The organism is Actinoplanes sp. NPDC049265 (assembly GCF_043197135.1).
Classification (GTDB): Bacteria; Actinomycetota; Actinomycetes; order Mycobacteriales; family Micromonosporaceae; genus Actinoplanes.
In genome coordinates this window covers 59,996-80,572 of record NZ_JBICSP010000008.1, presented here as the reverse complement: position 1 = coordinate 80,572, position 20,577 = coordinate 59,996, and the positions used below count along the sequence as shown (strand labels likewise).

At 72.4% G+C, this 20,577-nt stretch carries 20 protein-coding genes; 13 read left to right on the top strand and 7 right to left on the bottom strand.

The window, feature by feature from the left end; translation table 11 throughout:
- Window positions 1–28: 28 nt before the first annotated feature.
- The 5 genes from ACGFIO_RS20545 to ACGFIO_RS20525 all read left to right on the top strand — a co-directional run bounded on the left by ACGFIO_RS20545 (window position 29) and on the right by ACGFIO_RS20525 (window position 5,662).
- Window positions 29–1,243: an extracellular solute-binding protein gene (locus ACGFIO_RS20545; RefSeq protein ID WP_392827871.1), complete on the top strand. Its 1,215-nt coding sequence runs from the start codon at window positions 29–31 to the stop codon at window positions 1,241–1,243.
- Window positions 1,240–2,265, top strand: coding sequence for an ABC transporter ATP-binding protein (locus ACGFIO_RS20540; protein WP_392827870.1), 1,026 nt, complete (start codon window positions 1,240–1,242; stop codon window positions 2,263–2,265). Before ACGFIO_RS20545 ends, ACGFIO_RS20540 begins: the two co-directional genes overlap by 4 nt.
- Window positions 2,262–3,119, top strand: a complete 858-nt coding sequence (locus tag ACGFIO_RS20535; protein WP_392827869.1) for an ABC transporter permease — start codon at window positions 2,262–2,264, stop codon at window positions 3,117–3,119. The genes ACGFIO_RS20540 and ACGFIO_RS20535 overlap by 4 nt, the downstream gene beginning before the upstream one ends.
- Complete coding sequence (locus ACGFIO_RS20530) at window positions 3,116–3,949, top strand: ABC transporter permease (RefSeq protein ID WP_392827868.1); 834 nt, start codon at window positions 3,116–3,118, stop codon at window positions 3,947–3,949. The genes ACGFIO_RS20535 and ACGFIO_RS20530 overlap by 4 nt, the downstream gene beginning before the upstream one ends.
- A 141-nt stretch (window positions 3,950–4,090) precedes the next feature.
- Window positions 4,091–5,662, top strand: a complete 1,572-nt coding sequence (locus ACGFIO_RS20525) for an ATP-binding protein (protein ID WP_392827867.1) — start codon at window positions 4,091–4,093, stop codon at window positions 5,660–5,662.
- Window positions 5,663–5,669: 7 nt separating this feature from the next.
- Here ACGFIO_RS20525 and ACGFIO_RS20520 read toward each other — a convergent pair whose 3' ends face one another.
- Together ACGFIO_RS20520 and ACGFIO_RS20515 are read right to left on the bottom strand one after the other, a co-directional pair.
- Window positions 5,670–5,882: a hypothetical protein gene (locus ACGFIO_RS20520; RefSeq protein WP_392827866.1), complete on the bottom strand. Its 213-nt coding sequence runs from the start codon at window positions 5,880–5,882 to the stop codon at window positions 5,670–5,672.
- Between the two features lie 30 nt (window positions 5,883–5,912).
- Window positions 5,913–6,371, bottom strand: a complete 459-nt coding sequence (locus ACGFIO_RS20515; protein ID WP_392827865.1) for a DUF1348 family protein — start codon at window positions 6,369–6,371, stop codon at window positions 5,913–5,915.
- A gap of 173 nt (window positions 6,372–6,544) precedes the next feature.
- On the opposite strand from ACGFIO_RS20515, the gene ACGFIO_RS20510 reads away from it, so the two are divergent.
- The 3 genes from ACGFIO_RS20510 to ACGFIO_RS20500 all read left to right on the top strand — a co-directional run bounded on the left by ACGFIO_RS20510 (window position 6,545) and on the right by ACGFIO_RS20500 (window position 11,917).
- Window positions 6,545–7,378, top strand: a complete 834-nt coding sequence (locus tag ACGFIO_RS20510) for a DUF72 domain-containing protein (RefSeq protein WP_392827864.1) — start codon at window positions 6,545–6,547, stop codon at window positions 7,376–7,378.
- 75 nt (window positions 7,379–7,453) lie between these two features.
- Window positions 7,454–8,794: an NAD(P)/FAD-dependent oxidoreductase gene (locus tag ACGFIO_RS20505; RefSeq protein WP_392827863.1), complete on the top strand. Its 1,341-nt coding sequence runs from the start codon at window positions 7,454–7,456 to the stop codon at window positions 8,792–8,794.
- 258 nt (window positions 8,795–9,052) lie between these two features.
- Window positions 9,053–11,917 (top strand): BTAD domain-containing putative transcriptional regulator, encoded by a 2,865-nt coding sequence (locus tag ACGFIO_RS20500; RefSeq protein ID WP_392827862.1) that lies wholly within the window; start codon window positions 9,053–9,055, stop codon window positions 11,915–11,917.
- Here the strand turns inward: ACGFIO_RS20500 and ACGFIO_RS20495 are convergent.
- Window positions 11,914–12,519 carry a class I SAM-dependent methyltransferase gene (locus tag ACGFIO_RS20495; RefSeq protein WP_392827861.1) on the bottom strand — a complete coding sequence of 202 codons (606 nt, stop codon included), beginning with the start codon at window positions 12,517–12,519 and terminating at the stop codon, window positions 11,914–11,916. The genes ACGFIO_RS20500 and ACGFIO_RS20495 overlap by 4 nt on opposite strands.
- 38 nt (window positions 12,520–12,557) lie before the next feature.
- Here ACGFIO_RS20495 and ACGFIO_RS20490 point away from each other — a divergent pair, with 38 nt between their 5' ends.
- Window positions 12,558–13,817: a LuxR C-terminal-related transcriptional regulator gene (locus ACGFIO_RS20490; RefSeq protein ID WP_392827860.1), complete on the top strand. Its 1,260-nt coding sequence runs from the start codon at window positions 12,558–12,560 to the stop codon at window positions 13,815–13,817.
- Between the two features lie 107 nt (window positions 13,818–13,924).
- On the opposite strand, the gene ACGFIO_RS20485 is transcribed toward ACGFIO_RS20490, so the two are convergent.
- From ACGFIO_RS20485 to ACGFIO_RS20475, 3 genes are read right to left on the bottom strand one after another with little or no spacing between them, the layout of a single operon-like run.
- Entirely contained in the window at window positions 13,925–14,353 is a 429-nt protein-coding gene (locus ACGFIO_RS20485) for a YccF domain-containing protein (protein ID WP_392828118.1), read from the bottom strand.
- A gap of 26 nt (window positions 14,354–14,379) precedes the next feature.
- Entirely contained in the window at window positions 14,380–15,051 is a 672-nt protein-coding gene (locus ACGFIO_RS20480) for an SDR family NAD(P)-dependent oxidoreductase (protein ID WP_392827859.1), read from the bottom strand.
- A gap of 9 nt (window positions 15,052–15,060) precedes the next feature.
- Window positions 15,061–15,540, bottom strand: coding sequence for an Lrp/AsnC family transcriptional regulator (locus ACGFIO_RS20475; protein WP_392827858.1), 480 nt, complete (start codon window positions 15,538–15,540; stop codon window positions 15,061–15,063).
- A gap of 130 nt (window positions 15,541–15,670) precedes the next feature.
- Here ACGFIO_RS20475 and pdhA point away from each other — a divergent pair, with 130 nt between their 5' ends.
- The 3 genes from pdhA to ACGFIO_RS20460 are packed head-to-tail and all read left to right on the top strand — an operon-like array spanning window position 15,671 to window position 18,962.
- The gene (gene pdhA, locus ACGFIO_RS20470; protein ID WP_392827857.1) at window positions 15,671–16,759 is read left to right on the top strand and encodes a pyruvate dehydrogenase (acetyl-transferring) E1 component subunit alpha; all 1,089 of its coding nucleotides are present in this window, start codon (window positions 15,671–15,673) and stop codon (window positions 16,757–16,759) included.
- Window positions 16,756–17,745, top strand: coding sequence for an alpha-ketoacid dehydrogenase subunit beta (locus ACGFIO_RS20465; protein ID WP_392827856.1), 990 nt, complete (start codon window positions 16,756–16,758; stop codon window positions 17,743–17,745). The genes pdhA and ACGFIO_RS20465 overlap by 4 nt, the downstream gene beginning before the upstream one ends.
- The gene (locus ACGFIO_RS20460) at window positions 17,742–18,962 is read left to right on the top strand and encodes a dihydrolipoamide acetyltransferase family protein (RefSeq protein WP_392827855.1); all 1,221 of its coding nucleotides are present in this window, start codon (window positions 17,742–17,744) and stop codon (window positions 18,960–18,962) included. The genes ACGFIO_RS20465 and ACGFIO_RS20460 overlap by 4 nt, the downstream gene beginning before the upstream one ends.
- A 3-nt stretch (window positions 18,963–18,965) precedes the next feature.
- On the opposite strand, the gene ACGFIO_RS20455 is transcribed toward ACGFIO_RS20460, so the two are convergent.
- Window positions 18,966–19,148, bottom strand: coding sequence for a hypothetical protein (locus ACGFIO_RS20455; protein WP_392827854.1), 183 nt, complete (start codon window positions 19,146–19,148; stop codon window positions 18,966–18,968).
- A 74-nt stretch (window positions 19,149–19,222) separates the two neighbouring features.
- Between ACGFIO_RS20455 and ACGFIO_RS20450 the strand changes: the two genes are divergently transcribed.
- Window positions 19,223–20,563 (top strand): BTAD domain-containing putative transcriptional regulator, encoded by a 1,341-nt coding sequence (locus ACGFIO_RS20450; protein ID WP_392827853.1) that lies wholly within the window; start codon window positions 19,223–19,225, stop codon window positions 20,561–20,563.
- Window positions 20,564–20,577 lie beyond the last annotated feature (14 nt).

Below are 20,577 nucleotides of genomic sequence, written 5' to 3'. Positions count from 1 at the left end.
GACTGCAAACGTTTTCAAACTGGCCGTCATGGCCGTGGACACCCGCAAGCCAAGCCGCACCCTCGCTCTCGCCGCTCTTCTGGTCGTCGCCGGCTGCGGTGCCCCGGACAGTCCCGGCGCGAGTTCCGGGAACACCTCCGGGCCAGTGCCGGCCAAGCCGCCCAAGGCGATCACCCTGAACATCCTCGACGTGGCCGGGAACCTCCAGCTGACGCAGGGCATGATCGACGACTTCGCCAAGCGCAACAGCGACCAGATCACCCGGGTCACCTACTCCAAGGCGACCGCGCCCGAGCTGGTCGGCAAGGTGAAGGCCCAGCAGAACGCCGGCCGGGTCGACATCGACCTGGTCCTGACCGGCGTGGACGGGCTGGCCGCGGGCGTCGACCAGGGCCTGTGGCTGACCGTGCCCGACCGGGCGGCCCGGCTGCCCGGCATGAACAACTACCTGCCGGGCGCGGCCGCCATGCAGAAGCTGGCCGGCGACGCCGGCGTCACGGTCACCTACTACCCGTCGGGACCGCTGATCGAATATCTGCCGGCCAAGGTGCCCAACCCGCCGAAGACGGCCGAGGAACTGCTGGCGTACGCCAAGGCCAATCCCGGCGCCGTGCAGTACGCCCGGCCATCCAACTCCGGCCCGGGCCGCACCTTCCTGATGGGCCTGCCCTACCTGCTCTCCGACAGCGACCCCAAGGACCCGGTCAACGGCTGGTCGAAGACCTGGACCTACCTGTCCGAGCTGAACAAATACATCACGCTCTACCCGTCGGCCACCTCGGAGACGATGAAGAACCTGGCCAACGGCTCGGCGAAGATCATCGTCAGCACCACCGGCTGGGACATCAACCCCCGGGTGCTCGGCACCGTGCCCAAGGAGGCCGCCGTCGGGACGCTGCAGGGCTTCCACTGGGTCACCGACGCGCACTACGCGGTCATCCCCAAGGGCGTGCCGGTCGACAAGCAGGCCGCCATTCTCAACCTGCTGGCCGACATGCTCACCCCGCAACAGCAGGCCAAGGCCTACGACAAGGGCTACTTCTACCCCGGGCCGGCGGTCAAGGACGTGACGCTGCCGATGGCGCCGCCGGAAAGCCGGCAGGCGCTGACCGAATTCGGCCGGCCCGAGTACGAAAAGCTCATCGCCGGCAATCCGCTCGAGGTTCCGCTGGACGCCAAGGCGCTGGTCGCCGCGTTCGACCGCTGGGACCGGGAGATCGGCGGCGCCAAGGTGAAGAAGTGAGCTTCACCTCGCTCTCCCTGAAAGGCGTGACACGTCGGTTCGGTGGCAAGGACGCGCTCACCGACCTGTCCCTGACCATCGACCACGGCGAGTTCATCGCGCTGCTCGGGCCGTCCGGCTGCGGCAAGTCGACCGCGCTCAACTGCCTGGCCGGGCTGCTCCCGCTCTCCGGGGGCAGCATCTGGCAGGACGACCGGCGCCTCGACACGCTGCCGCCGGAACGCCGCGGCTTCGGCATGGTCTTCCAGAGCTACGCGCTCTTTCCGCACCTGACGGTGCGTAACAACATCGCCTTCGGGCTGCGGATGCGGCGGGTGCCGCGGGCTGAGGTCCGTCGCCGCACGGACGAGGCGATCCGGTTGGTACGCCTGGAAGAACACGCGGGAAAACTGCCGGGGCAGCTCTCCGGCGGCCAGCAGCAGCGGGTGGCGATCGCCCGGGCGGTGGTGCTCGAGCCGTCGCTGGTGCTGATGGACGAGCCGTTGTCCAATCTGGACGCGAAGTTGCGCCTGGAGATGCGGACCGAGATCCGGCGGCTGCACCAGTCGCTCGGGCTGACCACGGTCTACGTGACGCACGACCAGGAGGAGGCGCTGTCGCTGGCCGACCGGCTCGTCGTCCTGCGCGCGGGCCGGGTCGAGCAGATCGGCACCCCGGCCGAGCTGCACGACACGCCGGCCACCGCGCACGTCGCCGACTTCATGGGCTACCGCAACCTGCTCCCGATGAAGGTGTCCGCACCCGGGACGGTCGAAGGATCCGGACTCTCGTTACCCACGAAGTCCACGCTGCCGGCGGGATCGGACGTGATGGTGGCGGTCCGGCCGGAGGATCTCGTGGTCGCTCCGGGCGGGGTGCCGGTCACCGTCGAGGTCGTCGAGTACCAGGGCCGCGAGGTCGCGGTCGAGGCGCGGACGCTGGCCGGGGTGCCGGTGCATCTGCGCACGGCCGACCGCCCGGCGCCGGGCGACCAGGTGACGGTGGCCGCCGACCCCGACCGGGTACTGGTGTTCCCGGCATGACGGCGCTGCGGCACCGGCTGGCCGAACGCGGCATCGACCGGCAACTCGTGCTGCTGCTGCCGGCTCTGCTGTGTGTGCTGGTGCTGTTCGTCTACCCCTTCGCGTACGGCGTGGGGCTGTCGTTCCAGCCGTCGGCCGGGGGCGCGCTGGGGGCGTACAAAACCTTCTTCGAAGATCCTTACCAACGGGACACGATCGCGACCACCCTCGGGCTGGCGCTGCCGGCGGCGTTCCTCAACGTGGCGGCGTCGGTGCCGATCGCCTACCGGATGCGGGGCCGGTTCCGCGGCAAGCGGCTGATGACGACGTTGCTGGTCGTGCCCATCACGCTGGGCACCGTGCTGACCGCCGAGGGCCTGCTCAACTTCCTCGGGCCGACCGGCTGGTTCAACCGGATCCTGCCCGGCGACCCGATCCGGCTCACCAACAACTACTGGGGCGTGTTCTTCTCGCTGGTCATCACCGGTTTCCCGTTCGCCTTCCTGCTGATCCTGTCCTACCTGAGCGGCATCGACCCGACCCTGGAGAAGGCCGCCGCCACCCTCGGCGCCGGGTGGTGGCAACGCTTCTGGCGGATCACCCTGCCGCTACTCGCCCCCGGCCTGGCCACCACGTTCTGTCTGACCTTCGTGCTGGCGTTCAGTGTCTTCCCGTCCGCGGTGCTGGTCGGCGACCCGGCCGGCAGCACCCGGGTGATCTCCATCGCGGCCTACCACGCGGGCTACGAGGTGTACGACTATCCGCTGGCCAGCGCCATCGCCGTGGTGATGGGCGTGGTCGAGCTGGCCGTCGTGGCCGTGGTCCTCGGCCTGCGCGCGCTGTTCTACACCGGGTCCTACGGAGGCAAGGGATGAAACGCGCACTCACTCTCACCCCCGGCGCCTGGCTGGTCTGGGGCGTGGTGGCGTTCTTCTTCGTCTTCCTGGCCGGCGTGATCGGCTCGGTGGTGGTCAGCTCGTTCGGCGAGCGGTGGTTCGACAGCTGGCTGCCGGAAAGCTTCACGACCGACTGGTACGGAGCCGCCTGGCGCGAGTTCGGCCTGCTCGACGTCCTGGTCGTCACCCTCGAGGTGTCCCTGCTGGTGGTGGCCATCTCGGTGCTGGTCGGGCTGCCGGCGTCGTACGTGCTGGCCCGCCGTTCCTTCCCCGGCCGCCGCCTGCTCTACCTGCTGTTCCTGCTGCCGATCCTGATGCCGCCGATCACCTACGGCATCCCGCTGGCCACGGTGCTCTACAAGTACGGCTTCGCCGGCCACCTGTCCGGCGTGGTCCTGGCCAACCTGGTGCCGTCCATCCCGTTCGTGATCCTGACCATGACCCCGTTCATCGAGCAGGTCGACCCGGCCGTCGAGCGCGCGGCGCGCATGTGCGGCGCGCGGACCCATCAGGTCTTCACCCGCGTCCTGGCCCCGCTGCTGGTCCCCGGCATCCTGGCCGCGTCGGTGCTGGTCCTGGTCCGCACGGTCGGCATGTTCGAGCTGACCTTCCTGACCGCCGGTCCCGACTCACAGACCCTGGTCGTGGCCCTCTATTACACGATGTCGGCGGCCGGCATCCGGGCCCAGCAGTCGGTCGACGCGATGGCGGTCATGTACACGTCGATGATGCTGGTCCTGTTGGTCGTCGCCCTGCGCTTCGTCAACCCCACCCAACTGGTGGCCCGGGTCAAGGACGACACCGACTGACCCGTTTCGGCGGCGGACGCCCGATATGTCGGGTACCTTCGGCGTCGTGGGGGGAAACGTCAGCATGCGTACTGTGGCCGTCGCCGGTCGGGCCGAACCGTCCCGGCCCGTGCCCGGCCTCCACCGCTGACGGCCGGCCCGGTGGACGACCCCGAGTTCCTCGAAGCGCTGCTGCGCGGCGTCGGCTCCGCCCTGGTGGCCTGCGACAGCGACGGCCGGATCGTCTTCTACAACGACCGCATGCGCGAGCTCTTCGGGCACGACAACGCCACCGTGCCGCTCGGCCGCTGGGTCGAACGGGTCCCGCTGTGGCACCACGACGGCCGGCCGATCCAGACCGAGGAGCTGCCGCTGATCCGGGCGCTGGCCGGCGAGACGGTACGGCACGCCGAGATCCTCGCCAACGACCAACGGGACAGCCGGCGCTGGCTGACCGTCAACGCGCACCCGGTCCGCGACCACGACGGCACGATCATCGGTGCGGCCGCCGCCGTCGAGGACGTCACCGTCATCCACGAGGCGCGCGTCCACGAGACCTGCCAGAACGCCGTCCTCGCGGCCCTGGCCGGCGGGACCAGCGCCGACGCCGCCCGCGAGGCCGCCGTCCGGGCCGTCGGCGACCAGCTGCGGTGGCCGTACGTCCGCCTGTGGCTGCTCGACCCGGTGACCGAACGGCTGCGGCACGACGCGACCTACACCGCCGCCGGCGAGCAACCACTCCCCCTGCCCGACTCGTTCGCGTTCGGTGAGGGCCTGGCCGGGCGGTGCTGGCAGCACGGCGAACTGATCTGGGTGCCGGACATCCACGCCGCCGGCTCGCCGGTCGTGACCCAGGTCCGGGAAGGCACCCGCGTCCGTGCCGCCGGCGCCGTCCCGGTCCGGGCGGGCAAGCAGGTGACCGGCGTGATGACGTTCTACTCGTACGACCCGCAGGAGCCCGAACCCGGGCTGGCCGTCCTACTCACCGGCATCGCCGACAACCTCGGCGCCCACCTGCAGCAGCACCGCGCCGACGGGCTGGCCCGGCATCTGGCCGCGGTCACCGAGGAGTACGTCGCGCTGGCCGGCCACGAGCTGCGTACCCCCGTCACCTCCATCACCACCTACAGCGAGCTCCTGGCCGACACCCCCGGTCTGCCCCCGGCCGCCCACGAACTCGTCGGCGCCGTCCACCGCAACAGCGTCCAGCTGCGGCGGCTGATCGACCAGCTGCTCGACCTGACCGCGCTGGACACCGGCCATCGGGCCCTCGCCGACACCGACGTCGACCTGGCCACCGTGGCCGGGGAAGCGGTCGCGGACCTGCGCGGGGAAGCCGCCGCCGGGCGCATCACCATCGCCACCGAGGCCACCGGAGCGGCCGTCGTCCGCGGTGACGCCGACCGGCTCCGGCAGGTCGTGCTCAACCTGCTCGACAACGCGGTCAAGTTCAGCCCGCACGACGCCACGGTCACGGTCCGGGTCACCCGCGAGGACGGCGTCGTCCTGCTCGTCGTCACCGACACCGGCTGCGGACTGCCCGGCGACCGCACCGCCGACCTGTTCCGGCGGCTCTATCGCGGCGACAACGCCCGGCACACCGGCACGCCCGGCAACGGCCTCGGCCTGGCCCTGTGCCGGGCGATCGTCGAACGCCACCACGGCACCATCGACCTGCACCCGAACCGGCCGCTCGGCACCACCGCCGTCGTCCGGCTCCCTGCCCGCACCTGACCGCGGATCAGCTCCCGATCTGCCCGGCGGGCGGAGCAGTGGCCGGCTTGGCCGCGCCGTAGGCCGAGAACTCGAGGGTCCACGTCTGGGCCGGCGGGATGGGGTACATCGCCGGCATGTCCAGTTCCATGCGGGTCAGCCGGCCCGCCGCGTCCAGCGTCGCGCGGACGGGAGCCCGGACACCGTGCCGAGCGGCGGCGGTAAAGCGTCGAAGGGGCACGGCAGGCGATTGTGGCAGTGGCCGTTCCGCTTAGCGCAGCGGGATGTCGTCGCGGTCGGTGTCCGGGCGGGGGCCGTGGATACGACGGTCGGACTCGGCGATGGCCACGTCGTTGATCGAGGCCTCGCGGCGGCGCATCAGTCCGTTGTCGGCGAACTCCCAGTTCTCGTTGCCGTAACTGCGGAACCACTGGCCGGCGGCGTCGTGCCACTCGTACTGGAAGCGGACCGCGATCCGGTTGCCGTGAAAGGCCCACAGGCTCTTGCGCAGGGCGTAGTCGAGCTCGCGCTCCCACTTGGCGGTCAGGAACGCGACGATCTCGGACCGGCCGGTCAGGAACAGATCGCGGTTACGCCACACCGAATCCTCGGTGTAGGCCAGGGCCACACGCTGCGGATCCCGGGTGTTCCAGGCGTCCTCGGCGGCCTGCACCTTGCGCAGCGCGGTGGTCTCGTCGAACGGCGGAAACGGCGGACGGGCGTCGGACATGCCGCGAGCCTACCGCCGCCCGGCACGGACCCGCCGCGCATGCACGGGGGAGCATGCGCGGCGGGTACCACCCCAATCCCCAAGAAGGAGCTCGACGGTCTGGTACCCGCGATCCGGGTAGGCAAACCGAGGCCGCGCGGCCGGCCCGGATGCTGACAACCTAGATTTGACGGATGCGACTGCACGTCGGGTGCGCCCAGTGGACCCACAAGGCCTGGCAGGGGCGGATCATGCCGGACGGCGACAAGCTGCGGTCGTACGCGAGCTGGTGCAACGCCGTCGAGGGGAACACCACCTTCTACGCCACGCCGGCCCGGGCGACCGTGACGACCTGGGCCGAGCAGACCGAGGCGGATTTCCGGTTCGTGGTGAAGCTGCCGCGGACGATCACGCACGACCGGCGGCTGCAGCACGCCGAGGGTGAGCTGCGGGCGTTCCTGCACGCCATCGAGCCGCTCGGGTCCCGGCTGCACGCGCTGTGGATCCAGCTGCCGGGGTCGTTCGCGCCGGGCGACCTGCCGGCACTGGACCGGTTTCTGCGGGGGCTGCCGGCCGGCCAACGGTACGCGGTGGAGGTGCGTGACCCGGCGTTCTTCACCGACAGTGCGCCGCTGGAGGAAACGCTGGGCCGGGCGGGGGCCGAGTGGGTGCCGTTCGACACGACCGAGTTCTTCCGTACGCCGCCGACCAGCGCCGCCGAACGGGACGCGTGGGCCAAGAAGCCGCGTACTCCGCTGCGTACCCGAGCCCTGACCGCCGCCCCGATCGTCCGCTACCTGGGGCGCGACGACCAGGCCCGCACCGTCGAGGGGTGGCGGCGCTGGGTCGACGCGGCCGTGGCGTGGCTGCGCGAGGGCCGCTCCCCGACGATCTTCATCCATACGCCGGACAACGCCGACGCCCCGGCGCTGGCCCGCCGCTTCCACGCCGAGGTGCGGGCCCGGGTGCCCGAGCTGGCGGCGCTGCCCGACGCCGAGCCGATGGACCAGCCGCTGACCCTGTTCTGAACGTGACGCAGGTCGCGTCACAAGGCTCGATGCCCGCTCGTCCTCCTGGTGTTGAACCACACGGATGAGGAAGTGATGACAGTGGGACAGCATCGGGTTGTCATTGTCGGCGCGGGTTTCGGGGGACTGTTCGCGGCCAAGGCGCTGCGCCGGGCCGACGTCCAGGTGACGATCGTCAACGGCACCACCTACCACCTGTTCCAGCCCCTGCTCTATCAGGTCGCGACCGGCATCCTCAGCGAGGGCGAGGTCGCGCCGCCGATCCGTGAGGTGCTCAAGCGGCAGGAGAACGTCGACGTACGGCTGGGCTGGGTCGAGGACGTCGACGTGGACGCCAAGCTGGTCCTGGTCAACGGGCCCGGCGTCAGCTACACGGTCCCGTACGACACGCTGATCGTGGCGGCCGGCTCGTCGCAGTCGTACTTCGGGCGGGACGAGTTCGCCCTGCACGCCCCGGGCATGAAGAGTGTGGACGACGCCCTCGAGCTGCGGGCCCGGATCTTCAACGCGTTCGAGATCGCCGACGTGCAGACCGACGAGGCCGCCCGCGAGCGCTGGATGACCTTCGTCATCGTCGGCGCGGGCGCCACCGGCACCGAGATGGCCGGCCAGATCGCCGAGCTCGCCCACCGCACCCTGCCCGGCCAGTACCGGCACATCGACCCCCACCGGGCCCGGATCGTGCTGGTCGACGCGGTCGGGCACGTGCTCAACACCTTCGACGAGCGGCTGTCCACGGCCACCCTGCGCCGGCTGCACCTGCTCGGCGTCGAGGTCGAGCTGGACACCAAGGTGGTCGGGGTGGACGAGTCCGGCGTCGACGTCGAGACCGTCCGCGGGCACGAGCGGATCGAGGCCATGACCAAGGTCTGGGCGGCCGGCGTGGCCGCGTCGCCGCTGGTCAAGCGGCTGGCCGAGGCGACCGGCGCGACCACCGACCGGGCCGGCCGGGTGCACGTACGCCCGGACGCGACGCTGCCCGGACATCCGGAGATCTTCGTGGTCGGCGATCTGATGGCGCTGCCCGGCAAGGACGGGCGGCAACTCCCCGGCGTCGCCCAGGTGGCGATCCAGAGCGGCCGGCACGCGGCCCGGCAGATCCTGCGCCGTCTCGCCGGTAAGCCGGACGGGCAGCCGTTCCACTACTTCGACAAGGGCAACATGGCGGTGATCTCGCGTTTCAACGCGGTCGCCGACATCGGCGGGGTGCGGCTCTCCGGCTTCCCGGCCTGGGTCGTCTGGCTCGCCGTGCACCTGTTCTACCTGGTCGGGTTCAAGAACCGGGTGACCGCGGTGCTGCACTGGGCGGTCAGTTTCCTGGGCCGGGGCCGGTCCGAGCGGGTGAGCACGTTGCAGCAGGTGCACAGCCGGGCCGCACTGCGGGAGTACGGGGACCCGTACGCCCCTTTACGCTGAGCGCAGTTCGTTCGCTCCTCACATGCGACAGTCCTGTGTGTTCGGACGCGTTCACCACCGAGCTGGACCGTCTGCCCATGAGTGCCGGTCTCGCCCGGTTCCGCGTGTACCGCACGGCCGGGCGGTCGACCGGTTCCGGCCCGCGGCGCCGCGGGCGGTGGCCGGCCACCGGGGCGAGCGCACCCCGCACGACGTGAGTTAGGGCAAGCTGTGGCCCGGCACCCGTCCGTGGAAGATGCATCGGTTTAGCGTGGTGACATGGCGCCCGACGACCCGGCATCGATCCGCTTCGCGCTGCTCGGCCCGGTCCGCGTCACCCGGGTCGGCCCGGCCGGCGACGAGCAGGAGCTGAACCTCGGACCTCGGCAGCAGCGCCTGGTCCTGGCCCTGTTGCTGGCCCGGGCCGGCACCCTGGTCACGATGACCGAGCTGATCGCCATGCTGTGGCCGGCCGACGCGCCGGCCAGCGCCGCCAACGCGGTGCACCGCCAGATCGGCAGCCTGCGGCGGATCCTCGAACCCGGCCTGCCGCCCCGGTCCGGTGGCCGCTACCTGCACCGGGAGGGCGCCGGGTACCGGCTCCGGGTCAGCGCGGACACGCTCGACCTGCTCGCCTTCCGTGAGGCGGCGGCTCAGGCCCGGACGGCGCTGGAGGCCGGCGACGCCGACCAGGCGCTGCGCCGGTCGCTGGCGGCGCTGCGACAGTGGCGGGGGCGCTGCGCGGCCGGGCTCGAACCGGTCTCGCTCGAACATCCGGCGTTCACCGTGCTGGAGGCCGAGCATGTGCGGGCGGTCCGGGTCGCCGCCGACGCGGCCGCGGCTGGGGGAAACACCGCGGCGGCCGGTGGCGGCACCGGGGCGGTGCTGATCCCGCTGCGGCAGGCCGCCGACGAGCACCCGCTGGACGAGGGACTGCAGAGCCGGCTGCTGGTCGCGCTGGCCGCCAGCGGTCGGCAGGCCGAGGCGCTGGACCGGTACCGGGAGGTCCGGGCCCGGCTGGCCGAAGAGCTCGGCGTCGGCCCCGGGGCCGAGTTGCGCGAGGCGTACGACCGGCTCCTGCACCAGCGGTTCGAGCAGCGCGCTCCGGCCGTACCCCCCTCATCGCCCGCGCCCCGGCCCGACCCGACCACCCCGGCCCAGCTCCCCCCGGACCTGCCGTTCTTCACCGGCCGGGCCGAGCCGCTGGCCGAGGCGCGGCGCATGGCCGAGCGGGGCGGCGGCGTGCTCGCCATCGACGGGATGCCCGGCGTCGGCAAAACGGCACTGTCGGTGCACCTGGCCCACACGGTCGCCGGGCACTACCCGGACGGCCAGCTCTACGTCGACCTGCGCGGCTACGACGGCCACGGCCCGGCGATGACCCCGGCCGAGGCGTTGCGGGGCTTCCTCGGCTCGCTGGGCGTGCCGCAGGACCGGGTGCCGGCCGAGCTGCACGCCCAGGCCGGCATGTTCCGCAGCACGGTGGCCGGCCGGCGGCTGCTGATCGTGCTGGACAACTGCCGCGACGCCGACCAGGTCCGCAATCTTCTGCCCGGTACGCCCGGCTGCCTGGTCGTGGCCAACAGCCGCAGCCGGCTGACCGGGCTGGTCACCGGGTTCGGCGCGCACCCGATCAGGCTCACGCCACCCGACGTGGCCGAGGCGCGCGAAGGCCTCCGGCACCGGCTGGGCCGGCGGGCCACCCGGGAACCCGGCGCGGTCGGTGACATCCTCGCCGCCTGCGGGCGCCTGCCGCTGGCCCTGGCCGTCGTCTGCGCCCGGGCGGCCAACCGGCCGGACACCCCGCTGGCCGCGATCGCCGCCGAGCTGGCCGAGGCCCAGGGCAGCCTGGACGGATTCGGCGAGGAGGGTACGGACACCGACCTGCGCGCGGTGTTCTCCTGGTCGTACCGGTCGCTGACCGAACCGGCGGCGCGGCTGTTCCGGCTGCTGCCCGAGCATCCGGGACCGGACCTGTCCGCGACGGCCGCGGCGGCGCTGGCCGGGGTGCCGTTGCGCGAGGGGCGGGCCCTGCTCGGCGAGCTCGACCGGGCCGGCCTGGTGGCCGAGCACCGGCCCGGGCGCTTCCTGATGCACGATCTGCTGCGGGCGTACGCGAGTGAGCTCTCCGAAGCGGCCGACACCGAGACCGAACGCACCGCCGCGGCCGGCCGCATCGCCGCCTTCTACCGCGACACCATCCTGGCCGGTCACCGGGTGCTGGCCCGCTGGGACTTCCTGCTCGAGCCGCTCGACCTGCCCAAGGCGGGCGAGACGCCGCTCGACGGCGCCGATCGCGACACCGCCCGGGACTGGTTCGACACCGAACGGGAGGTGCTGCTCGCGCTGGTCGGGCGGGCCGCCGCGGACGACCGGCACGGGCCGGCCTGGCTGCTGGTGATCGGCCTGCAGCCCTACTTCGACCGCAGCGGCCGCGCCCTGGACTGGGCCGCCGCCGCGCGCCTGGCCCTGGCCGCCGCCATCCGGGCCGGCGACCGCTACGGCGAGGCCCGGATGCGCCGCAGCCTGGCCGGTGCGCTGTATTTTCTGCAGGAATCCGAGCAGGCGCTGGGTCAGCTGGCCCAGGCCCGGGAGCTGCTGGCCCAGCTCGATTCGCCCTCCGAGCTGTCCCGGGTCGGCATCAACCAGGGCATGGTGCTGCGCAACTGCGGCCGCCACGAGGAAGCTCTGGCCGTGCTGGAGGAGAGCACCCGCGAGGCGGAGGCGATCGGCGACCGGCTTCAGGTCGCCGACGCGCTGACCACCCGGGCCGACAGTCTGGTCGCGCTGGGCCGGCTGGACGAGGCGCTGGAGCTGGCCGAGCGGGCCCGCCACGACATGGACCGGCACGGCGACGCCTTCGGGCTGGGCGACGCGTGGATGGTGATCGGCCAGGTCCAGGAGGCCCGGCGCCGGCCCGCCGAGGCGGTACGCGCGTGGCGCAAGGCCGTCGCGTCGTTCCGGGCCGCGTCCGCGCCGACGGTGACCGCCGAGGTCCTGACCATGATCGGCGACACGCTGGCCGCCACCGGCGATCGTTCCGGCGCCGACCGGGCCTGGCGGGAAGCCCTCGACCTGACTTCTCAGGCACAGACGGCCGCCGTCCGGGCCCTGCGCGACCGCCTCCTGCGCGGCGCCGCCTAACCCGCCGTGTCCGACGAGGACAGCATGGCGACGACGAAGTCGGCCGACGGGGTGAACGGGCGTAGGTCCCAGGTGGCGAGCAGCATGTCCTCGGTCAGACCGGCCGCCGCGGCGTCGGTGCGGAAGTCGTCGAACTCGTAGCCGCGGCCGGCGCCGTAGCCGATCACCGCGCGGCCGCCGGGATTCAGGTGCGTACCGAAGCGCCGCAGGATCTCGCGCCGGGTCGACGGCGCGGCGAACGCCATCACGTTGCCCGCGCACACCACCACGTCGAACCGCTCGCGCAGGCCCAGATCGGCCAGGTCGCCGACCCGCCAGTCACCGCCCGGGAAGTCGGCCTGGGCCGCCTCGATCAGCGTCGGGTCCAGGTCGACGCCGACCACCCGGTGCCCGGCCGCGACCAGCCGCCCGCCGACTCGGCCGGTGCCGCAGCCGGCGTCCAGGATCGAGGCGCCGCGCGGGGCCATGGCGTCGATCAGCCGTGCCTCGCCGGCAAGGTCGGCACCCCGCTCGGCCATCGTGCGGAACCGGTCGACGTACCACCGCGAGTGACCCGGGTTCGCCGCTATCCGGCGCAGCCAGACGTTCTCGTCGTCGCTCATGATTTGAACCGTACGATTTCTGTTACGTAGTAAGCGAAGTGACACACACAAGACTTCGGGGACGGGCCGCGGAGCAGGCCGTGCTCCGCCGCGCCGGGCGCGGTGTCGTCGTGGTCGGCGGCGAGCCCGGGATCGGCCGGACCGCTCTGCTGCGGGCCGAGGTGGCGCACGCTTCCGGCGACGGGTACGCGTCCTACGCCGCCGCCCGGCCGGATGACGCGATCGCTCCTCTCGCCACGCTCGCACCGGCCCTGCGCCCGCTGATGTCGGCGGACGCCTTCCACAGCCTCGCCGATCTGCAGGACAAGCCACTGTGGCTGGCCGAGCGGCTGGCCTCGGTGCTGGCGGCCAAGGCGCCGGCGCTGATCGCCGTGGACGACGTGCGCTGGGCCGATCCGCTGAGCGCCTTCCTGCTGCGCACCTTGCCGGCCCGGCTGGCCGGTGCGCCGGTGCGCTGGCTGATCGGCGGCTCGGGCCCGGCTGTAACCCCAGCCGGCGGCGGAGGGGCGACCTCGGCCTCGCCCGGTGATGGGGCGGTTCGGCGGCTCGACCTCGGCCCACTGAGCCCGGACACGCTCATCGAGATCGCCGCCGACCGGCTCGGCCACCGGCCCGACGCCGCGCTGCGGACCCGGCTGGCCGGACTCGGCGGCCTGCCCTACCTGGCCGTGCGGGTGATCGGTGACGACGAGGCGGGTCTGCGCACTGACGTGCGGCGGCGGCTGGCCGGCTCCTCGGACCGGTGCCGGGCGCTCGTCTCGGCCGCGTCGGTGCTCCTCGCCGGCGAGCAACCGACCGGACTGGTCGCCCCGCTCGGCGCGGCGATCCGGCTCGACGACGTCGCGCTGCTGCTGGGCGAACAGCCGGTCGACCTGATCGGGCCGCTCGGCGAGGCGATCGCGCTGGGGCTGCTGGCCGACGGAGACGACGGCGTGTCCTTCCGGCACGAGATGCTGCGCCGGGCGGTGCACGACGACCTCACGCCGTCCGCCCGGCGCACCCTGCGCGACAGCGGGCTCGACCTCTGCGGCCCCGAGCTGTCCACGATGGACGAGGAGCTCAATCGCCTGCTCGACGCCGAGGCGCCGCGGCCGGACGACGCGTGGGCCGCACTGACCGCGATGGAGCAGCGGGTGGCCACCCTGATTTCCAACGGCCACACCAACCGGTCGGCCGCCACGGCCCTGCACCTGTCCCCGAGCACGGTCAGCACCCACCTGCGCGCGGTCTTCGCCAAGCTGGGCATCAACTCGCGGGTCCAGCTGACCCGCCTGGCCATGCGCCGACAGCCCACCTGAGCCCGGCCGGTGCGGCCGCGGCGACCACGCCGCGGCCGCCCGGACTGTCAGGCAGCCGCCCGGACTGTCAGGCAGCCGCCCGGACTGTCAGGCAGCCGCCCGGACCGTCAGGCAGCCACCCGCCGGTTCAGGTCGTCGACGTCGACGATCTCCTGGCCCAGCGGCCAGAAGGCGACCGGAACGAGCTTGAAGTTCGCGATGCCGAACGGGATTCCGATGATGGTGACGCACTGGGCGATGCCGGTGACGATGTGGGCCAGCGCCAGCCACCAGCCGGCCAGCACGACCCAGAGGATGTTGGCCAGGCCGGAGCCGACGCCCGCGCCCGGCTTGGGCACCACGGTCCGCCCGAACGGCCACAGCGAATAGATCGCGAGCCGGCCCGCCGCCACCCCGAACGGGATGGTGACGACCAGCAGGAAACAGATCAGCGCGGCCACCCCGTACCCGATGGCCAGCAGGAACCCACTCCCGAAGATGAACCACAACACGTTCAGAATGAATCGCACGACCTCAAGGATGACCGGCCCGCGCATCAGGGTCGCCTCAGGGTCGCGGAGGCTCATCGGCGGGTGGTGGCGCGGACCAGCGGGGCGGTCACGGTCGCGACGGCGGCGACGCTGCGGGGGTGGGAGATAACGGCGGCGCGGGTACGCAGTGCGCGAAGCACCACGTCGACCGCGCGGTCGACGGTGATCATCATCGGCTTGACCGGTGACTTGGCCATCTTGGTGTCGACGAAGCCGAAGCGGATCACGCTGACCGCCACCCCGTGCCGGCGGACGGCGGCGCGCAGGCCGAGCAGGTAGCTGGTCAGGCCGGCCTTCGAGGCGGCGTAACCGGGGGCGGCGGGGTTGGGCGCGGCGTCGGCCAGGCTGGACAGGCCGACGACGTGACCACGGCCGGCCGCGATCATGCCGGGGAGCACGACCTCGAGGGTGCGGGCGGCGCCGACCAGGTTCACCTCCAGGGCCCGGGTCTGTGCGGCCAGGCCGGTCAGGTCGAGCAGTTCACCGGTGCCGGCGGCGTAGACGCACAGGTCGACGCCGTCGCGGACCGCGTCGGCGAGCCGGGCGGGGTAGGCGGGATCAGTGACGTCGGCGACCACGTCGGTGAGCTCGCCGGGGCTGCGGGACACCCCGGTGACGGTCCAGCCGTCGTCGCGCAGGCGGCGGGTCAGGGCCAGCCCGATGCCGTCGCTGTTGCCGATGATCACCGCTCGCCGCTCGGTCACCGCGGCAATCTACCGCTCGGCCGGCGGGGTCCGGGAGCGGCCGAACCCCATGGTGGGGCGCGGTTCCTCGAACACCAGATGGGTACGCGTGTTGAGCACGCCGGGCATGCCCTGGATCTCGTCCAGCACCAGGCGGCGCAGGTCGGCGTTGTCCCGGGCCCGGACCAGCAGGATCACGTCGAACTCGCCGCCCAGCAGGCCGATGTGCGCGACCCCGTCGAGCCGCAGGAGCTGGGCCCGCACCTCTCGCCAGTCGTGCTGGCGCAGGTTGACCGTGACGTAGGCCGAGGTGCCGAGGCCGGCCGCGGCGGGGTCGATGTCGGCGGTGAAGCCGCGGATCACCCCGGACTGCTGGAGGCGCTCGACCCGGGCGTACGCGTTGGCCCGCGAGATGTGCAGGCGTTCGGCCAGCGTACGCATAGACATCCGCCCGTCGGCGGTCAGCTCGTCGAGGATCCGCCGGTCGGTGTCGTCGAGTTCGGCTGCCATCTGTCTCACCACACCTTTCCAAACCCTCGTTCAGGTGGACGATCGGACACGTGAACGCCCTGCTCCAGCGACATCTTCTCGCCTTTCTAGCAGGTCTGGTGTTCATATGGCACCGGGGAGACCATGAGGCATGACACGTGACGTGGACCACCTGCTGCCCGCCAGGGAGCCGGTGCAGCTGATCGACGCGGCGGGTGAGCCGACCGGGCTCGCGACCGTCACGATGCCGCCGGACGACGCGCTGGTGCGGGCGTACGCCGCGCTGGTGACCGGGCGCCGGCTCAACGACCAGGCGTACGCCCTGGTCCGCCAGGGCCGCCTCGCCGTCTACCCCTCCTCGCACGGCCAGGAGGCCTGCCAGGTGGCCGCCGCCCAGGTGCTCTCCGACGGCGACTGGCTCTTCCCGACCTACCGCGACACGGTGGCCGCGGCGACCCGCGGCGTCGACCCGGTCGAGGTGCTCACCCTGCTCAAGGGCGACTGGCACTCCGGCTACGACCCGTACGAGCACCACGTCGCACCCCAGTCCACGCCCCTGGCGACCCAGCTGCCACACGCGGTCGGTGTGGCCCACGCGGCCACCCTGCGCGGCGAGCCGACCGTGGTGATGGCGCTGTGCGGCGACGGTGGCACCAGCGAGGGCGACTTCCACGAGGCGCTCAACTTCGCCGCCGTGTTCAAGGCGCCGGTGGTGTTCTTCGTGCAGAACAACGAATACGCGATCTCGGTGCCACTGGCCCGGCAGAGTGCCGCGCCGTCGCTGGCTCACAAGGGCGTCGGGTACGGGATGCCGGGCATCCGGGTCGACGGCAACGACGTGGCGGCGCTGCTGGCCGTCCTCGGGGCGGCCGTGGCCCGGGCCCGGGCCGGCGAGGGGCCACAGCTGATCGAGGCGCACACCTACCGGATGCAGGCGCACACCAACGCCGACGACGCCGCACGGTACCGCACCGACGACGAGGTGGCCGCCTGGGTCGGCCGTGACCCGATCACGCGGCTCTCGGCGTACCTCAAGAATCGTGATCTTCTCACCGACGCCGCCGAGGCATCGTTCGCCGAGCGGGCCGAGCAGCTGGCCGCGCACACCCGGGACGGCATCAACCGGGACGTGACGCCGGAGCCCGAGGATCTCTTCGCGCACGTCTACGCCACGCCCACCCCGCAGCTGCGTGAACAGCAAGCGCTCCTGCTCGACGAACTGGCCCGGGAGACGTCATGACCCACGAGAAGCTGTCCATGGCGCAGGCGCTCAACCGGGCGCTGCACGACGCGATGGCCGACGACGGCGCGGTGCTGATGTTCGGCGAGGACGTTGGACCGCTCGGGGGCGTCTTCCGGATCACCGACGGGCTGACCGCCGCGTTCGGCGAGCAGCGCTGCTTCGACACGCCGCTGGCCGAGGCCGGGATCGTCGGAATGGCGGTCGGACTGGCCATGAACGGGATGCGGCCGGTCGTCGAGATGCAGTTCGACGCGTTCGCGTACCCGGCCTTCGAGCAGGTGATCTCGCACGTGGCCAAGATGCGCAACCGGACCCGCGGCCGGGTTGCGCTGCCGATGGTCATCCGGGTGCCGTACGCGGGCGGCATCGGCGGCGTCGAACACCACTGCGACTCGTCCGAGGCGTACTACGCGCACACCCCCGGCCTGCATGTGGTCGCGCCGTCGAACCCCTCCGACGCGTACGCCCTGCTGCGCGCGGCCATCGCCTCCCCCGACCCGGTCGTCTTCCTCGAGCCGAAGAAGCTGTACTTCGTCAAGGAGGAGGTGACGCTCGGGTCGGCCACCGCGGCGATCGGTCAGGCGACGGTACGGCGGGAAGGCACCGACGCCACCCTGATCGCGTACGGGCCCTCGGTCCCGGTGGCGCTGGAGGCGGCCGCGGTCGCCGCGCAGGAGGGCCGCAGCCTCGAGGTGGTGGACCTGCGCTCGATCGTCCCGTTCGACGACGAGACCGTGTGCGCGTCGGTGTCCAAGACCGGCCGGGCTGTCGTGGTGGCCGAGGCGACCGGGTTCGCCAGCGTCTCCTCCGAGATCGTGGCCCGGGTGACCGAGCGGTGCTTCCACTCGCTGGCCGCGCCGATCCGCCGGGTGACCGGCTTCGACATCCCGTTCCCGCCGCCGAAGCTGGAGCACCTGCAGCTGCCCGGGGTGGACCGGGTGCTGGACGCGGTCGACTCGCTGCAGTGGGAGTACGCGGCATGAACACGTTCCTGCTGCCCGACCTCGGCGAGGGCCTGACCGAGGCGGAGATCGTGCGCTGGCTGGTGTCCGAGGGCGATGTGGTGGCCGTGGACCAGGCGGTGGTCGAGGTGGAGACGGCCAAGTCGGTGATCGAGCTGCCCAGCCCGTACGCCGGCCGGGTCTGCACCCTGCACGGCTCCGAGGGGCAGACGCTGGATGTCGGCAAGCCGCTGTTCTCGGTCGAACCGGCATCGTCATCCCCGGCATCCCCGGCATCGGCATCCCCGGCATCGCCGTCGCCGGCATCGTCGTACCGGGAGGAGGAACAGGCCGGCTCCGGCAACGTCCTCGTCGGATACGGGACCACCGACTCCTCGGGCCGGGGGCGGCGCCGGAAGCCGCGTACCCGTGTCACCGTCACCGCACCCGGCCTCGCGCCCAAGGTCAGTTCTCCGCTGGTACGCAAGCTGGCCCGCGAGCGCGGCGTCGACGTGGCCACCATCGCCGGCTCCGGCCCCGACGGCCTGATCCTGCGGGCCGACGTCGTACAGGCCCTGACCGCGCCACCGACCGGCAACCGCATCCCGCTGACCGGCTTCCGCAAGGCCGTGAGCGCCGCCCTGACCCGCAGCCGGACCGAGATCCCCGAGGCGACCGTCTGGGTCGACGTGGACGCGACGGAGCTGTGGAACCTCCGCGAGCAGGTCCGCCCCGGCCCCGGGATCCTGGCCTACCTGGCCCGCTTCACCGTCGAGGCGCTGAAGCGATACCCGGTGCTGAACAGCAGCCTCGACACCGCACGCCAGGAGATCGTCCAGCACGACCACGTCAACCTGGGCCTGGCCGCGCAGACCCCGCGCGGCCTGCTCGTGCCGGCGGTGGCCCACGCCGAGACGATGAGCGTGACCGCCCTGGACGAGCAGATCCGCCGGGTGACCACGGACGCCCGGGAGGGCCGCCCGATCGACCAGTCCGGCACGTTCACGCTCAACAACTACGGCGGCTTCAACGTCGACGGCAGCGCCGCGATCATCAACCACCCGCAGGTGGCGATCCTTGGCTTCGGGCGCATCATCGACCGCCCCTGGGTGGTCGACGGCCAGATCGTCCCCCGCAAGATCACCCAGATGTCGTTCGTCTTCGACCACCGGGTGTGCGACGGCGGCATCGCGGCCGGCTTCATGCGCGCCGTGGCCGACGCCGTCGAGAACCCGCTGGCCGCGATGGTCCGATGGTGATCCTCAGCGACGCCCCGGCCAGCGGGTCGGGGCGCCCGGGGTAGCCGGCCACGACGGCTTGCGCGCGGACTGCTTCCGGGGGTTGGCGTCGGTGCCGTCGGAGCAGCCGCGCAGGTCGGGGTCGAGCGACTTGAGCAGCTTGGCGGCCGTGCGGGCAAGATCGAGCCAGCCGGGTTCACGTCTCATCGCGCCAGTATCCCACCAACCGCCGCCGCCGATCGACGACAGTATTGATCGGTACGAGGGTGCACAGTGGCTCCATGGAGTTGCTGGTGCTCGGTCCGCTGGCGATCCGGCGGCACGGGCAGGACATCCCGGTGAGCAGCCCGAAGCTGCGCGCGGCGCTCGCCTGCCTGGTCGTACACGCCGACGAGCTGGTCACCGCCGACGCGCTCATCGACGTGGTCTGGGAGGGGCAGCCGCCGGCCAGCGCGACGAACACGCTGCAGACGTACATCTCCCAGCTCCGGCACCTTCTCGAGCCGGATCACGCCCCCGGCACCGAGTGGCGGGCGCTACGTACCCTTCCCGGCGGCTACCAGCTGGGGGCGGAACCGGAACGGATCGACCACGTCCGGTTCGAGGAGAGCCTGCGCGACGGTCGGGGGGCGCTTCAGGCCGGTGACCCGGTCAAGGCGGCCGACCTGCTGCGCGATGGTCTCGCCCGGTGGCGGGGGCCGGCGTACGCCAACGTCGGCGGCGCGGCCGCCCGGTCCGAGGCCGCCCGGCTGGACGATCTGCGGCTGGTCGCGCTGCACCTGCGGCTGGAGGCCGACCTGGAGTGCGGCCGGCACGCCGAGGTCGTCGGTGAACTCGACCGCCTGGTGCACGACGAGCCGTGGCGGGAGCCGTTCATCGGCCAGTTGATGCTGGCCCTGTATAGGTGCGGCCGGCAGGCCGACGCGCTGGCCCGCTACCGGGAGGCCCGGCGCCGGCACGCCGACGAACTGGCCATCGAACCCGGCCCCGAACTTCAGGACCTGGAACGACGGATCCTGCGCCAGGACCCGGGCCTCGCGACCGCCGCGCCACCGGTCCCGCCGGCGTCCGCCACGCACCGTCGGCGGCGACGACGCTGGGCCGCCCTCGCCGGTGGCCTGGCCACGGCCGCGGCGCTGGCCGGCCTGTTCGCCTTCGGCCGGGCCGGCGACGACCCGCCCCTCGCCGCCCGGCCGCTCGGCGTCTTCAACGAGTTCGACCTGGCGGTGCACCCGGGCGTCGGCTACGACCTCGACATCCCGCCCGGCCGGCCGTCGGACTGGCACGCCACCAACAACCCGCGCTCCCCCGACTACGACTTCCTCGACCTGTACCGCACCAGTGTCAGGGCACCGGCGGCGGAGAACCAGATCTCCGGCGTCGACCTGCGCAACACGAACGACTTCAACGCGATCCACATGGTCGCCGACACCGATCGCGCGACCATCTGCACGCGCCTGCCCCAGCGCGGCGGCGGCAACGTCAAGATGCGTGCCCTGCACGCCGGAGCCCGGGTCTGCGTCCACACCCGCGAAAGCCGGTGGGCGATGCTCGCGGTCACCCGTCCACCGGCCGACCGGGAGGCCGTCCTGCTTCTCCATGTGACCGTCCTGACCTCGTGATTCCGGCCGCTCAC